Origin of the sequence: Vibrio lentus, from assembly GCF_002875945.1 — a bacterium.
Lineage (GTDB): Bacteria > Pseudomonadota > Gammaproteobacteria > Enterobacterales > Vibrionaceae > Vibrio > Vibrio apostichopi.
Genome location: NZ_MCZK01000156.1, coordinates 12,589 through 28,823 on the forward strand (window position 1 = coordinate 12,589; position 16,235 = coordinate 28,823).

Genomic DNA, 16,235 nt, shown 5'->3' on the forward strand with positions numbered 1-16,235 from the left:
CTTAGTTACTTATGAGTAATCAACCAGCAGTTATGAATGTGCTTGTTGCGAGAGAAATCCAGAGGCAACGTCTTAGACGAGATATTCTGAGCTTTAAGACCCAGCTCTTCCAGTCCTTCCATATCCATCTTGAAATGACGCTTGTTGTTAGAGAACACAATCGTGCCTTCTTCTCTTAGAAGACGCTTTAAATCTTCCATCAGCTGGATGTGGTCACGTTGAACGTCAAAAGATTGATCCATACGCTTAGAGTTTGAGAACGTTGGCGGATCAATAAAGATCAAGTCGTAAGACCCTTGTTCTTTTGCCAACCATTGTAAACAGTCTGCTTGAACAAATTGATGTTGACGACCAACACGGCCATTCAGTTCCATGTTCTCTTTTGCCCACTCAAGATACGTGTTCGACATATCAACAGTCGTTGTAGAGCGAGCGCCACCCACTGCAGCATGAACAGAAGCGCTGCCTGTGTAAGCAAACAGGTTCAAGAAGTCTTTACCACCAGCCATCTCACCAATACGACGACGAGTGATCTTATGATCTAAGAACAAGCCTGTATCTAGATAGTCATGAAGGTTAACAATCAACTTAACGCCGTATTCGTTTACTTCTAGGTTAGAAGAGTCTTGAGCCATCTTCTGGTATTGAGAACGACCCTTCTGCTTCTGACGAACCTTAAGCACGACGTTGTTTGCTTCAACGCCAGTCACTTGAATCGAAGCTCGGATGATATCGGTTAAACGACGCTTAGCTTTGTCTTCCGGCACATCTTTAGGCGCTGCGTATTCTTGAATCACAAGGTGACCTGGGTATACGTCAATCGCTACATTGTATTCAGGTAAGTCAGCATCGTAGATACGGTAGCAATCTAGTTGTTCTTTCTTAGCCCACTTACCGATCTTGCCGATGTTCTTTTTAAGACGGTTCGCGAAATCAGGAGCAATCAGCTGTTCTTGCTCGCCAGTAGGACGCTCAGACATAGGACGGTCTGAAATTGAGTAGTTCTTCTGGTGACACGGTAACGCACCGTTATTCAGTTTGAACTGTTTGTCTGCACGCATACGCAAGCAGCTAAGTAATTCATCAGAACTTGAGAAGATAGAAGCGTTACAACCGCCAAACTCAGCCTTCAGTTGAGCACCAAATGCCGTGTAGAGTGCAATCAGGCCCGGTTCTGTACCTAGACGCTCACCGTAAGGCGGGTTTGACACAATCACACCATCAGTAAACTCTGTAGGACGCTTAAGCTTTGCAGCGTCACCTACTTCGAATTCAATCAACTCTTCAACGCCAGCGCGACGTGCATTGTCACGCGCCGTTTTTATCATGCGTTCGTCGTTGTCATAACCGAAGAACTTACATTCTACTTTCTTAACGCCACGACGGCCTTGAACGTTAGCTTCTGCTTTAACTTCAGCCCAAAGCTCAGGTTCGAAGTCTTCTAGTGATTCAAAACACCATTTCTGACGTTTAACACCCGGTGCCATGTTTGCAGCCATCATCGCTGCTTCAATCACTAACGTACCTGAACCACACATTGGGTCTAGGAAAGGTTTGGTTGCATCCCAACCACTACGAAGAAGAATCGCTGCAGCAAGAGTTTCACGCAATGGTGCGCGACCGGATTCTGGACGGTAGCCACGTTGATGAAGACCACTGCCTACCATGTCCACACCAAGGATCGCCTTGTCACGATGCAGACGAACGTGAATGCGGATATTTGGATTTTCTTTGCTGATAGATGGACGCGGTAAAGACTTCTTCTCAAAGCAATCCACAACGGCATCTTTTACTTTCATCGCACCGTATTGGCTATTACGGATTTCGTTGTTCGTACCATTGAAATCAACAACGAAACGCTTAGTGCTATGGAATTGATTTACCCAGTTAACCGCAGTGGTCGATAGGTAAAGATCCATGTCATCCATACAAGTGAATTCTGAAAGGACACGTACAAATCGAGAAGCCAAACGGCTCCACAAACAACAACGATAAATTTGCTCATTGGTGGCTTTGAATTTAACACCTGCTTGAACAGGTTTTGCGTTTGTAATCCCTAGTTGGGTTAGTTCTTCAACTAATAAATTCTCAAGGCCATTTGAGGTAACCGCTAGATATTGATTCATAGTGTTCTTTTATTGATAAAAATGAGCTCGATTATACCTGAATTTGTTACCAGAGCATCACACTAAACTCGTCTTTTCATTGAATCTTTCGACTAACTGCTTAGCAAATGGTCAGTCATGAAGCGATCGCTTACCCGCACTCCCTTACAACACAACAACTCTCAATCTCACAGAAATAACACTCATCGATAAGCTCAAACCATTAAATGCATTTATATTCACCATTAAACTGGTATATACCAGACTGAAATTTAGGTTGAAATTTAGCAACAAAAGACCCAAAACAGGGAATAAACAGAGGAAATCCGCTATCGATAGTGGGAGAATCGGTCGAAATTGAGGTTAAAAAAGATACGTTTTTTACAAATTAAATCAGTGAACAACGTCATTCAAATGAATGAACTACGTCATATTTATTGAGATAGGCTTTTTTAGGCACAAAAAAATCGGCTATTAAGCCGATTATGGGGAAGGTATTACAGGTTTATTCGTAGCGATATTTGGTCGAAATAGTGCTCTATTAACGCTCTAGGTTAGAGGTTAACCCACCATCGCAATATGCGTTTGATGAAGGATAGCATTTGCGTCAGTCATTCTATCGTGCATGACTTTAATCGAGTCTCCAAATCGTAACCCTTTTGAAGGCGTTAGCAGGAACTCTTCTAGGTCTACAAATGCACATAAGCTCGCACACTCTCCTACTTCTAATACAATGAAGTAACCAAGGCTATGCTCGTTATTCATTTGTACAATATCCCCTTCTTGAGGATATTCATGGCCAACGCCTTGTGAGTCGAAGAACCAGCTTTTAGGCTGTACAGGCTTATGAAAACGCTTCGCGGCCACACAATAAAGTGCAAGCTCGGCTTGTCGTGGCTCAGACAGTTCTAAGCCAGAAATTTGTTCTTTGAAGGTTTGGTAAGAAGATGCATCATCAACAGTGAATTCATTATCTTTAAAAGCGCAGTCCACCAGCTTATTGCGGACCAGATTCGTTTTAAAAATCATATCCTCTCCGAGGTTTAGCATCAATGAACATTGCTGCTCATCGTAATACCAACTCCATGTATCGCTAGGTTTAAGCATCATTTCGTCTCACACTGTTGAACCATTCCATTAGGTAAAACGCAAAATTACCTTCAATTACAGTAATTTTACTGCTCAACAGGCAAAAAAAAAGAGGAAATGAATTCCTCTTTCTTATCGCTTTTCTCTACAACTCAGTGAGTTACAGTGTCTCTTTTATCAAGACAATACCGGATTATAGATTTTCAGTGACGACTATTAGCTTTCAACCTATAGATCTTGCGAACTACCGATTTTACTAACTATAGATTTTTAACGATGTCACGAACAAGGCCTGGACCTTTGTAGATGAAACCAGAGTAAACTTGTACAAGCTTAGCGCCTGCCATCATTTTCTCTTTTGCAGCAACGTAAGAGTCAACACCACCTACCCCAATGATCGGTAGTTGGTCGCCTAGCTCTTGGTGAAGTTTACGAACAACTTCAGTACTGCGAGATTGAACTGGACGTCCGCTTAGGCCACCCGCTTCGTCGCAATGCTTCATGCCTTCAACGATACTACGATCCAATGTCGTGTTAGTTGCGATCACACCATCGATCTTATTTTTGATCAATGATTCGCAAATTTGGCTGATTTCGTCATCACTTAGATCCGGAGCGATCTTAAGAGCAAGCGGGACATATTTGTCATGCTTCGCTTCTAATTCGGATTGCTTGGTTTTTAGTTCAGACAACAGATCATCAAGTGCTTCGCCATATTGTAACGAACGAAGTCCTGGAGTATTTGGTGAAGAGATATTTACCGCAATGTAACCCGCGTATTGGTAAACCTTCTCCATACAGATAATGTAATCTTCTGCGCCCTTTTCAATTGGCGTATCTTTGTTCTTACCAATATTGATACCTAAGATGCCGTCATAGTTCGACTTCTTAACATTCTCAATTAGGTTATCTACGCCTAGGTTGTTAAAACCCATGCGATTGATAATACCTTCGGCTTCAACAAGACGGAACAAACGTGGTTTGTCATTACCTGCTTGTGGACGAGGAGTAACAGTCCCTACTTCTACAAAACCAAAACCCATTGCGCCAAATGCATCAATACATTCGCCGTTTTTGTCTAGGCCTGCAGCAAGGCCAACTGGGTTTTTAAAAGTAAGACCCATGCACTCTACAGGTCGGTGAGGTAATTGTTGGCGATACAAAAGATCAATAGGTGTGCCAGTGAAGCGTTTGAAATTTTGAATTGCAAGATCATGAGCCTTTTCGGCATCAAGTTGGAAAAAGCCAGTTCTGGCTAGACGGTAAAGCATTGTGCCTCCGATAGAAAAAAGCGCCGTGTAAACGGGACGATATTATTTACTTATTTACCCAACTATTCAATCTATTACTGTCTGTAAGGGTAAGATAATCGAGTTTGCTAACGAATGAGGTTTATTATTAAGCAAACGTTACCGTATCCTCCAACGAATCACCCATTTGACTATCATTCGTGTAACGAGCATCCGTTAGCTCGACCAATTAGAAGCTAACTTGACTAAGCATAAGTGACTCAACGAAATAATTGGACACGTCATTCACTATTCGACCAAACGACGCTGTTCTGCCAAACGAAAAAGGCAGACCTAATGGCCTGCCCTTGTTTCTTTTCGTTTTTATCTAATCGCTAGTCTGTCGACATGCAGTTTAGATTCAATAACATCAATTCACGAAGTGCTACTGAGAACTTAGCAAACTCATGAACCGAACCTACTTTGAATTCGTTCAAGATGCTTTCCCAACGATGCAGAGAAACCGAGTTGCTTTCCATCCAGTCATCAAGCGCTTTAATCACATCAATATCTGAAGCACATCCGCAGTTAAGTACTTGGCCAGTTAGCTGACGTTGCTGCCAATCCAGATCTTCTCTGAATGCCGCTCGTGCCAGTGCTTGCCAGTTGTTGTCTACTGCTTGACCATTGATTTGCTTCAAGAACCAGTGCAAAGACAAACGGTCACCAAGGTTGAAGTAAAGCTTAGACGCTTGTTGTACTGTTTTACCTGTTTCACGAGCCACTGTAGATATATCCAGTGCTGAGTACAAGCTAGACAAACGCGCAACTGAATTAGCCAACTCAGCGCTTACGCCTTGGTCAATCCATAACTGTGCCATTGCGTTATGCTCTTCTACTTCAGAAGCTACTAGGTTTTCATCCAGTTTCTCTGTGATAGTAAGAACATCACCCTGGTAAAGTTCGATCAGAGCTTTCACTGACTGTTTGCCAGTACGGTTTCTTAGCAACCAACGAGCCAAACGACGAAGTGTACGGCGAACATGGTAGATCAATTCATATTGAGCTTCAGAACTTGAAACATTGTCCAGTTCACGGATGCTCTTCAGAACATGGCCAAGACCGTAGATTTCACGTGATGCTGCGTAAGCATTTGCAATATCAACGATGTTTGCGCCCGTCTCTTCTTGCAGACGAGTGACGAAGTTACAACCCATCTCGTTAACCATTTGGTTAGCCAATGCCGTCGCAATGATTTCAGAACGTAGTGGATGGTTATCCATGTGCTGAGAATAGTTACGACGTAACGCTGTTGGGAAGTATTGCATAAGCTGCTGAGCATGGAATTCATCATTAGCGATATCATCACTAACAAGATCTTCTTTAAGCACCATTTTTCCGTAAGCAACAAGTACAGAAAGCTCTGGTCTTGTTAGGCCTTGACCTTGTTTTTCACGCTCAAGCAATGTTTCGTCATCTGGGATATATTCCAAACCACGATCCAAGTACCCTGCTTTCTCCATTGTGTGAATAAAGCGGATTTGCTCTTTGACTAAGCCAACACCTTGATGCTCAGTAACCGAAATAGATTCAGCTTGGCAATATGCGTCGTCTAGTACGATTTCGCCAACTTCATCTTCCATTGATTCAAGTACTTGGTTACGTTGCTTAACGGTTAGATCACCATTAGATACCAAGCCATTCAGGAAGATCTTAATGTTTACTTCGTTATCCGAACAGTCAACACCACCAACGTTATCAACGAAGTCAGTATTAACGCGGCCACCCGTTAGCGCGTATTCAATACGACCCAATTGAGTCATACCCAAGTTACCGCCTTCACCAACAACCTTAGCTTTCAGGTCACAGCCATCGATACGAAGCACGTCATTTGCACGGTCACCAACATCAGTATGAGTCTCGTTTGAAGACTTAACATATGTACCGATACCGCCATTCCAAAGAAGATCAACCTGCATAGACAAGATCGCTTTGATCAAGTCATTCGGTGCCATTGATGCTTTCTTGGTACCCAGCATTTTCTGAATTTCAGGCGTCAAAGAGATAGACTTCGCTCGACGAGAGAAGATGCCACCACCTTGAGAGATCAGGTCTTTGTTGTAATCTTCCCAGCTTGAGCGAGGTAGATTAAACAAGCGCTCACGCTCTACCCAGCTTGATGCTGATTCTGGATTCGGGTCAATGAAGATATGCATGTGGTTAAACGCAGCTTGCATACGAATGTGCTTAGACAACAGCATGCCATTACCAAACACATCACCCGCCATATCACCTACACCGATAGCGGTGAAATCCGTTGTTTGACAGTTGATGCCCATTTCACGGAAGTGACGCTTAACAGATTCCCAACCACCTTTCGCGGTGATACCCATTGCTTTATGGTCGTAACCGTTAGAACCACCAGAGGCAAATGCATCGCCTAACCAGAAGTTGTACTCATCAGATACTGAGTTTGCGAGATCTGAGAACGTTGCTGTACCTTTATCAGCAGCAACAACCAAGTACGGATCATCTTCATCGTGACGAACAACACTCTTAGGTGGGATAACCTCGCCTTCAATAATGTTGTCTGATACGTCTAGTAGTGCACGGATGAAGCGCTTGTAACAACGTTGACCTTCAGCGAAGATCTCATCACGGCCAGACATCATGTGCTGACGCTTACAAACGAAACCACCTTTTGCACCAACCGGTACAATTACTGTGTTCTTAACTTGCTGTGCTTTAACTAGGCCTAGAATCTCAGTACGGAAATCCTCTTGACGGTCTGACCAACGTAAACCACCACGAGCGACTTTACCGCCACGTAGATGCACACCTTCAATGTCTGGTGCGTAAACGAAGATCTCAAACGCAGGAACCGGCGCTGGGATATCTGGAATCTCGCTTGGTCTCATTTTCAGAGCCAACCAAGGTTTAGACTGTTTGTTGTCGTCTAGCTGATAGTAGTTAGTACGAAGCGTTGCTGTGATCATTTCCATGTAGCGACGAATGATACGATCATCATCCAAGCTTTCTACATGATCCAACTGTTCAGTGATCTTCTTAATAAGATCTTGTTGGCCTTTCGCGCTGCCCTTCAATTTAGGTTCAAAACGCTTGCCGAATAAGCTCACTAACCCTTTCGCTAGATCTGGGTAATGAGACAATGTATCTTCAATGTATTGTTGACTGAATGGGAAACCAACTTGACGCATGTAACGCGCATATGCACGTAAGATTGAGATTTCACGGCCAGAAAGACCAGCACCCAATACCAAGCGGTTGAAACCATCGCTGTCTAACTCACCCGCCCAAATTGCCGCAAAGGCTTGTTGGAATAGATCGCGAGCTTCACGAAGATCAATCGTCTTGTCACTCTTATGCAGCATCGAGAAATCAAGGATCCAATAAGTCACCCCATTGGTCTTGCGCACTTCATAAGGTGATTCACCAATAACGCGCAGGCCAAAGTTTTCAAGCATTGGCATAACATCTGAAAGGTGAATTGGCTCATCGCTGTGGTAGAACAGTTTCAAACGAACGGCTTTAGAGTCTGCCGCCTCTTCTTGAGGACGGTAGAAAAGCATGCCAAGTTTGTTGTCTTCACTAAGAGCTTCTAGACGTTCGATATCTGCAACCGCAGAACCAGGCATCATGTCTTCTTTGTACGAACGTGGGAATGCACGCATGTACTCTTTCGATAACGGAAGACCTTTGCTCTCACCGAAGTTAGCAACGATTGATTCAGACAGGCGGTCATCCCACGTAGACGATACTTCCATTAAATTTTGCTCAATTGTTTTCACGTCCACATCCATGTTGTTGTTATCAACACGAACAATATAGTGCGTTCTTGCCAGTGGGCTTTCAGAGAAGTATGTCGTGAATTCGACCTCTTCTTCGCAACCGAAGTATTGCTTTAAAATGCGTTGGGTTTGACGACGAAGTTCGGTGTTGTAACGATCTTTTGTTACGTAAACCATACAACTGAAGAAACGGCCAAACGGGTCTTTACGAACAAACAAACGCAGAAGATCGCGATCTTGCATTTGTACTACGCCGGTACCTACTTCAAGTAGCTCTTCTTCTCGAGCTTGAAGCAGTTCATCACGTGGGTAGTTTTCAAGAATGTTGTGCAGAGCTTTGTAAGAATATGAACCCTTACGGTAACCACTTGCATCTAAGATACGCTCAACTTTCTCACGAACTAGAGGAATGGTTTCAACGGTCTGGTTATAAACGGCAGAAGTGTAAAGACCGGTAAAGCGGTGCTCACCAATGACCTTGCCGTTTTTATCAAACTTCTTGATACCGATGTAATCATTGTAAGCTGGGCGGTGAATGCGTGAAGCCGTGTTGCCCTTGGTTACGATCAATACATACGGTTTTTTCGCTTCTAAGCGTGCCGAGTCAGAAAACTCAGACAGCTTAACGTTACGTACACGATCTGAATTTGCGAACAAACCAAGGCCTTGCTCCTTAGTAGGTTGCAGTTCAGTGTCGCCATTCACAGAAACAAGGTCATATTCCTTGTAGCCCATAAACGTAAAGTTGTGCTCGCCTAACCAACGAAGGAACGCGAGAGTTTCATCAAAGCGCTGACCATCGACTGGAATCGTCTCTTTTTGCTCTTCAACTTGATTGGTGACTTCTTCAAGTCGTTCTACCATTTTCAGCCAATCATTAACCACGAGACCAGTATCGGTAAAGATATCCAGTAGCTCGGTTTTAAGTGCGGTCATTTCAGCTTTGCTGCTAAGACGGTCAACCTCAATATGGAAAAGCGATTGGAAGACACCTTCGTTGTTGCTAACACCAACAACACTTCCCTTATCAGAACGGGAGATTTGTGTTGGGTTGTGAAGCATAAGGTGAGAAGAGAGATCGAGGCGGGTCAATGCCATTTTTACAGAATCAACGAGGAATGGACTATCTGGTACCACTATCTCAACGATAGTGTGAGTCGATTGCCAGCCTTGACGACTTACTGTCGGGTTAAAAACACGGACAGAAATTTCGTCGGCTTTCTTTTCATTGATGTGATGCCATAAGCTAACTACAGCACCGTATAAATCGGATTCGTTTCTCTGAGTTAGGTCGTCGTGAGAAACGTTACTAAACAAGTGTTGAGCAAGTTGAGTTACGAGAGGTCGATGAGCAAGGTCAAGTTTGTCTTGAATCAGTTTGTACACTTTTTCAAGTAAAACTGGAACCACAGTTTCACGTGCGGTCATAGTCACACTCCACAATTAGAATTATATTTTATTATTAGGGGGCTTACTTAAGCTGGTGTTTGAATTGAGCCGTTGAGCTCTTTCCTACTAACGAGTTAAGCAAAGGTAATGCATTCATTTATTGTAAAAGCATTATTGAGAAATAGTTAATTGTTTTGGAGGTGGTAAGAGGTGAAATGTTTGATTATGTGATTAAGATTCCTTTTAACTCACTAGGCACGCCAAGGTTTACAGAGCTTCCAACTTAATAAACTTATTTTTTTGGTCAGTTGTCAGTCTAAACTGCCCTCTAACCCCTATTTGTGTAAGAAATGGTCTGAACCGAGTTGCAGGTAACTGTAGACGTAATCCAGTGGTCGTTATCACTTGAACTTTACTTGCGGCACCAGAATAGCTGGCCAAAAACTGTTGATATGAGATGTTAAGTTGGAAAATATAGCGATTCATACGATGCCTGTATAAATATACAGTGCCGGTATTTTTTGGCACAAAACGATGTTGAACAGTGGAAATGTTAAACGGCGAACATTGTTTAAAGGTGGAAACCTCTCAGTTTAAAAGCTTGTCTAGGAGGAACCTTACTTTGAGTCTGATTTCCCTTAAACAGCAGATCCTGTTTAATCAAAGGATTTAGCTTAAACAACGATTTTTGACTAAGCAACCAATCTAACTTGAAAAACTCGAATCCAGAAACAAAAAATCAGTGGCAGATGACCTCTACCACTGATGACTTTTCGTTATTAGCAAACAGTTACGTGAATGAGCGAGAGCTTAAGCCTCGAGTGCTTTCGTCACTTTCTCAAATAAGTCTTTCGCTAGGTTGTCCATACCCTTTAAGGTCTCAAGTTGCTTTTTAATCAAAGCTTGGCGTTGATCATCGTACTTACGGAACTTAAGCAAAGGATCGATCAAACGTGATGCTACTTGTGGGTTGCTGCTGTTAAGCTCACGTAAGATTTCGCCTGCAAACTCGTAGCCCTGACCTGACTTGTCGTGGAACTGAACCGGGTTCATGTTTAAGAATGAACCGACCAAGTTACGAGTACGGTTCGGGTTTTTCAAACTAAACGCTTGGTGTGACATAGACGCCTTGATCACTTCAAGTGCGTTTGAACTTGGGTTCGTACCTTGAAGAGCAAACCACTTGTCCATGACAAGACCATCGTGTTTCCACTTGTCGCTGTAATCCGCCATTAAAGTTTCACGGCATGGAAGTTGTGCACTGTTCGCCGCGCCCATTGCTGCCATTGTGTCTGTCATGTTGTTTGCTTGCTGGTACATAGCAACAACTAAGTCATTACCCTTTTCAGTATGCGCTAAGTAACTTAAACAAACTTTACGCAAAGTACGCTTACCAATTGAATCATGGTCAATTGTGTATTCTGCTAATGCATTGCTGTGGTAAACAGCTGCAAGTTCATCTTCAAGCTCTTTTGCTAACGTCACTTTCATTGAATGAAGTACTGACGCGACCGCATCGATGTCAACACGCTCGTACCAACCCGACACTTCGTTATGGCTTGGCAGTGAAAGCATCTCAGCAATAAATGCAGGCTCCAATGAATCGCTGAGCAATACACCACGGAATGCATCGACCACTTCTGAAGACAGTGCAAACTTTTGACCTTGTTGAACGTTATCTACATTGCTACGGATGTATTTCGCTAACAGCATTTGCCCTGCATCCCAACGAGAGAATTCGTTACGAGCATTCACCATCAGGAAGATCAGCTCTTCGTCTGAATAGTTGTATTCAAGTTTCACTGGCGCAGAAAACTCGCGCAGCAGAGATGGAACTGGTTGCTCGTTTACGTTCTCAAACACAAACGTTTGTTCCGCTTCTTTCACATCTAATACATTATGAACTGGCTGCCCGTTACATTGTAACTCAATCACATCACCCGACGCTGTGTACAGTTCGATATCTAGAGGGATATGTAGAGCCTGCTTTTCGGTTTGCTCATGAGTTGGCGCTGTTACTTGGCGAGTCGTTAACGTGTACTCTTTTTTCTCTACATCGTAATGGCTTTCAACAGAAAGCGTCGGCGTACCAGACTGGCTGTACCATAAACGGAACTGAGACAGGTCAACGCCCGATGCATCTTCCATTGCCGCGACGAAGTCTTCACATGTTGCTGCAGTGCCATCGTGACGTTCAAAGTACAGCTTCATGCCTTTTTGGAAACCGTCTTCACCCAACAATGTGTGGATCATTCTGATCACTTCACTGCCCTTTTCGTATACCGTTAATGTGTAGAAGTTATTCATTTCTATCACTTTTTCTGGGCGAATTGGGTGAGACATTGGGCTCGCATCTTCAGCGAATTGTGGACCACGGATAATACGAACATTGTTGATACGGTTTACTGCGCGAGAGCCAAGATCAGAAGAGAACTCTTGGTCACGGAATACCGTTAAACCTTCTTTCAAGCTTAACTGAAACCAATCGCGACAAGTAACTCGGTTACCTGTCCAGTTATGGAAATATTCGTGACCGATTACTGCTTCGATACCTAGGTAGTCGGTATCTGTTGCCGTTTGGTCATTCGCTAAAACGAACTTAGAGTTGAATACGTTCAGGCCTTTGTTTTCCATCGCGCCCATGTTGAAGAAATCAACGGCAACGATCATGTAGATGTCTAAGTCATACTCAAGATTGAAACGCTCTTCATCCCACTTCATTGAGTTAATCAAAGAAACCATCGCGTGATTTGCGCGGTCGAGGTTGCCTTTGTCGACAAATATTTCTAGGTCAACGTTACGACCAGATTGTGTGGTGTATGCGTCACGAAGTACATCGAAGTCACCCGCGACTAAAGCAAACAGATACGCTGGTTTTGGATGTGGGTCTTGCCATTTCACCCAGTGACGGCCGTTTTCAGCTTCGCCTTCGTCGACACGGTTACCATTACTTAATAAGAATGGGTTTTCAGCTTTGTCTGCGATGACCGTTGTCGTGAATTTCGCCAGCACATCTGGGCGATCCATGTAGTAAGTAATGCGGCGGAAACCTTCAGCTTCACATTGAGTACAGAACGCACCACCCGACTTGTACAAACCTTCAAGTGCGCTGTTCCCTTCAGGGTCAACTTCCGTAACGATCGTTAGTGTAAAATCTTTCGGTAGATCATTCAGAGTAAGCAAAGTTTCTGACTGTTCGTACTGCGTCCACTCCTTACCTTCAACCAGAACAGACACCAACTTCAAGCCTTCACCATCAAGTACTAATGTCGAGCTTTCTTTCTCCTGCTTAACACTAGAAACAGCGGTAATGATGGATGCTGAATCGTACAAATCGAAAGTAAGATCGATTTCAGAAATAGTGTGAGATGGTGATTGATAATCTTTACGATACTTGGCTTGAGGTGTATGTGCCATGACGGGTTCCTTTTGATCGTTATACGTAATTATTTTTTAACTGTATATATCTAAAGGTTGAGCGCCAATAAAACAAGGGGAATATTAAAAAAAGGAGGCATTGTAGGAAAATGCCTCCATGTTTTGCTATTTTATCAATCAAATCAGATAGGAACGCCTAATAAACAAGCAACAAACCATATTATCAGCGAGTTCAATTTTGGGGCTAAAACTCGTACTTATCGAATACGATTAAGCACCGCAAACATGTCTCCTTCTTCACCTTGAAGCGTCAACACATCACTGTTTAATGTGTAACGAGTGCCGTGTTCACCGTTCTCATAAAGCAACACCAACTGGTCACCTTCGGTGTAATACACGCCACGACGAATAACTTCACCACCTTCTTCATCGGACACTCGGAACATAAATATAAAGTCAGGTTGAAGGACTAAATCCATTTTTTGAATGTTACTCGCACGCAAGTCACTGCCGGACAGCTCGGCGCTTGACCATATCCCCGCCAATGCGTTTGGCAAAGCCTTAGTGAACATAACACCGTTAAGATTCAGCATATTATGGTTACTGCTGTAGGCGTAAACCTGAGGCTCTGTGGTATTCAAACCCAAAATAATCGTGTCTTCATTGGCGTTATACAAACCTTCCCAATGATCCACACTGTAGTCTTTCTTTTGGATATCGATAGTGAATGAGTAATTTGAATCGAGAGTGAGTTTGATTGCTCTAAAGTTTTCAGTACCTTGATCAGGATCTGGATTCATCAAATACCAATCGCCAAGCAACAGAGGAAGGTCAAAATGAGATAGATTACTATCACTTTTTGATTGTTGGCTGCTCGAAGCTACCTCGCTCCCAAAAGCAACAAAACTTAAACAAGATAAAATTAGTAGAATCCATTTCATACGCGCCCCCTCGTTTTCTTTAAGCTTAGGCACGTAATGAATAGAATGCGAAAAAATATGATCCAAGTCACTAAATTTTAAGTGCGAAGTAACCAATTTTTTAAATACGAAGTAACTGGGTGACACAATCACTCGCAAAAACAATCTTTAAATATGAGCTATTCAGAAGATATCGAAGCGTTAATGGGCAGAGAAACACCGCGATTCTTGTCAAATCTCAGATACAAAAAAAAGCGAGCCTAAGCTCGCTTTTCAAATAGTACGTCTTTAAACAATCACCTTTTGACAGGTGTTTTGTTTATTTCTTGATCATATCCAGCATGATAGCAACTGATTCATCAAGATAAGCATCTGGGGCTTCGTAGTCTTTAGGAATATCATCTAACGTTTTAAATGCCTCTAACTTAGCGGCTTTTTGACGTTGATTGATACGCTCTAGACGAAGCACATCCGCATCATCACTCTCTTGCTGACGTACCTTTTCATTCAAAGAAAGGTCGTTATCGTCTTTATCTGCCTTATATTTTTCAATATCTTGCGCGATAAAGCCAAATTCCATGTCAGTAGCAATGCGAGCTTGGTGTTGTGCAGTTAAAGCAACTATCTTGTCATCGTTACGCTGTAACACTGAGTAGTTTGCTTTATCAATACTGTCCCAAGGCAGAGCATTATCTTCAACACTTTCACCCGTATCTGCTGGATCAATTGGCGTTGGGTAAGCAATATCAGGTACTACACCTTTGTTTTGCGTACTGCCACCATTGATTCGGTAGAATTTCTGGATTGTGTATTGAACGTAGCCCAACTCTTTATCAAACAAATCATAGATATGATTCAAAGAGCGATGTTGTTGCACCGTTCCTTTACCGAAAGAGTTTTCGCCAAGGATAATCGCACGACCGTAATCTTGCATCGCTGCTGCAAAGATCTCAGAAGCTGACGCACTGTAGCGATTCACCAATACCGTTAATGGACCTTGGTAGCTGATTTCGCCGTCAGTATCACTGTTCACTTTGACACGACCGTAGCTATCACGAACCTGAACAACTGGTCCCTCTTTGATAAATAAACCAGAGAGTTCGGTTGCTTCAGTCAGCGCACCACCACCGTTGTTTCGAAGATCAACGATAATACCTTCAACACCTTGCTGTTTAAGCTCAGTGATCAGTTTATCGGTATCTTTAGAAAGGCCAACATAGAAACTTGGTACTTCAAGAACACCAATCTTCTTGCCATCTTTCTCGATAACTTCAGATTTAACAGCGCGGTCTTCTAAACGAATCTTATCGCGTACAATTGTGACAACGTGACTTTTCGCATCATTACCTTCCGGCAAGATCTGTAGCTTAACTTTGGTCCCTTTCGGGCCCTTAATCAGTTGTACTACGTCGTCTAAACGCCAGCCGATAACATCAACAACCTCTTCGCCATCTTGACCAACACCGACAATGCGGTCACCATCACTCAATTGTTTGCTGTTTGACGCAGGGCCACCAGCAACTAACGAGCGAATAACGGTATAGTCATCGGTCATCTGAAGCACAGCACCAATACCTTCCAAAGATAGATTCATCTCTGATTGGAATTGTTCTGCATTTCTTGGAGAAAGGTAACTGGTGTGAGGGTCAACTTCACGCGCAAATGCGTTCATGTAGATTTGGAAAGCATCTTCATTATGCGATTGCGTAATACGCTTCATCGCATTGTTGTAACGCTTTTCCAAAACCTCTTGAATCTCTGGCCACTCTTTACCAGTAAGTTTTAGATTCAACGCATCGTATTTAACACGTTTTCTCCAAAGCTCATTTACTTCGGCGATATCTTTCGGCCACTCTGCTTCACTACGATTGAGCTCAATACTTTCATCGGTATCAAACTTAATCTCAGTATCTAGCAAAGACAACGCATACTGAAAACGTTCAAAACGCTTCTGCATGGAAAGATTATAAACATCGAAAGCAATCTGGTTATTACCCGCTTTCAGCTGATCATCAATTTGCACAGATGAAGAGGAGAAAGAGTCAATATCAGCTTGAGTGAAGATATTACGATTATAATCCAGCATCTCTAAATAACGATTAAAGATAGCTTGAGAGAAATCATCGTTGAGATTGAAGTGTTTATAGTGAGAACGAGTAAATCGAGAAGTAACACGTTTACTAGCAGTTTCGTGTTGGACCTCAGGAGCGAGTAAAGGTAAATCGTCCTGATCTAATTTGGCTTCAAGAGCCTGAGCTGAAGCTGCTAGACAAAAGCTAGCAGCAATCAGTGTCAATTTTGAACGGCATTTCATGC

At 42.9% G+C, this 16,235-nt stretch carries 8 protein-coding genes; all 8 read right to left on the minus strand.

Annotated elements, in window-relative coordinates:
• Window positions 1-5: 5 nt before the first annotated feature.
• Window positions 6-2,126: a bifunctional 23S rRNA (guanine(2069)-N(7))-methyltransferase RlmK/23S rRNA (guanine(2445)-N(2))-methyltransferase RlmL gene (gene rlmKL, locus BCT49_RS19275; protein WP_102437529.1), complete on the minus strand. Its 2,121-nt coding sequence runs from the start codon at window positions 2,124-2,126 to the stop codon at window positions 6-8.
• A 540-nt stretch (window positions 2,127-2,666) separates the two neighbouring features.
• Window positions 2,667-3,215, minus strand: a complete 549-nt coding sequence (locus tag BCT49_RS19280; protein WP_017106984.1) for a cell division protein ZapC — start codon at window positions 3,213-3,215, stop codon at window positions 2,667-2,669.
• 239 nt (window positions 3,216-3,454) lie between these two features.
• Window positions 3,455-4,465 (minus strand): quinone-dependent dihydroorotate dehydrogenase, encoded by a 1,011-nt coding sequence (pyrD, locus tag BCT49_RS19285; protein ID WP_102437531.1) that lies wholly within the window; start codon window positions 4,463-4,465, stop codon window positions 3,455-3,457.
• 353 nt (window positions 4,466-4,818) lie between these two features.
• Window positions 4,819-9,660 carry an NAD-glutamate dehydrogenase gene (locus tag BCT49_RS19290; RefSeq protein ID WP_102437533.1) on the minus strand — a complete coding sequence of 1,614 codons (4,842 nt, stop codon included), beginning with the start codon at window positions 9,658-9,660 and terminating at the stop codon, window positions 4,819-4,821.
• Window positions 9,661-9,888: 228 nt separating this feature from the next.
• Window positions 9,889-10,107, minus strand: coding sequence for a DUF2835 domain-containing protein (locus BCT49_RS19295; RefSeq protein WP_004733645.1), 219 nt, complete (start codon window positions 10,105-10,107; stop codon window positions 9,889-9,891).
• A 324-nt stretch (window positions 10,108-10,431) separates the two neighbouring features.
• Window positions 10,432-13,038 (minus strand): aminopeptidase N, encoded by a 2,607-nt coding sequence (gene pepN / locus BCT49_RS19305; protein ID WP_102437537.1) that lies wholly within the window; start codon window positions 13,036-13,038, stop codon window positions 10,432-10,434.
• A gap of 218 nt (window positions 13,039-13,256) precedes the next feature.
• Window positions 13,257-13,940, minus strand: coding sequence for a hypothetical protein (locus tag BCT49_RS19310; protein WP_102437539.1), 684 nt, complete (start codon window positions 13,938-13,940; stop codon window positions 13,257-13,259).
• Window positions 13,941-14,238: 298 nt separating this feature from the next.
• The gene (gene prc, locus BCT49_RS19315) at window positions 14,239-16,233 is read right to left on the minus strand and encodes a carboxy terminal-processing peptidase (RefSeq protein WP_102437541.1); all 1,995 of its coding nucleotides are present in this window, start codon (window positions 16,231-16,233) and stop codon (window positions 14,239-14,241) included.
• Window positions 16,234-16,235: the final 2 nt, after the last annotated feature.

Coding starts and splice junctions, on each gene's coding strand:
- BCT49_RS19280 (WP_017106984.1), bottom strand. CDS start 3,215: ATGATGCTTAAACCTAGCGATACATGGAGTTGGTATTACGATGAGCAG.
- pyrD (WP_102437531.1), bottom strand. CDS start 4,465: ATGCTTTACCGTCTAGCCAGAACTGGCTTTTTCCAACTTGATGCCGAA.
- BCT49_RS19295 (WP_004733645.1), bottom strand. CDS start 10,107: ATGAATCGCTATATTTTCCAACTTAACATCTCATATCAACAGTTTTTG.
- BCT49_RS19310 (WP_102437539.1), bottom strand. CDS start 13,940: ATGAAATGGATTCTACTAATTTTATCTTGTTTAAGTTTTGTTGCTTTT.
- prc (WP_102437541.1), bottom strand. CDS start 16,233: ATGAAATGCCGTTCAAAATTGACACTGATTGCTGCTAGCTTTTGTCTA.
- BCT49_RS19290 (WP_102437533.1), bottom strand. CDS start 9,660: ATGACCGCACGTGAAACTGTGGTTCCAGTTTTACTTGAAAAAGTGTAC.
- rlmKL (WP_102437529.1), bottom strand. CDS start 2,126: ATGAATCAATATCTAGCGGTTACCTCAAATGGCCTTGAGAATTTATTA.
- pepN (WP_102437537.1), bottom strand. CDS start 13,038: ATGGCACATACACCTCAAGCCAAGTATCGTAAAGATTATCAATCACCA.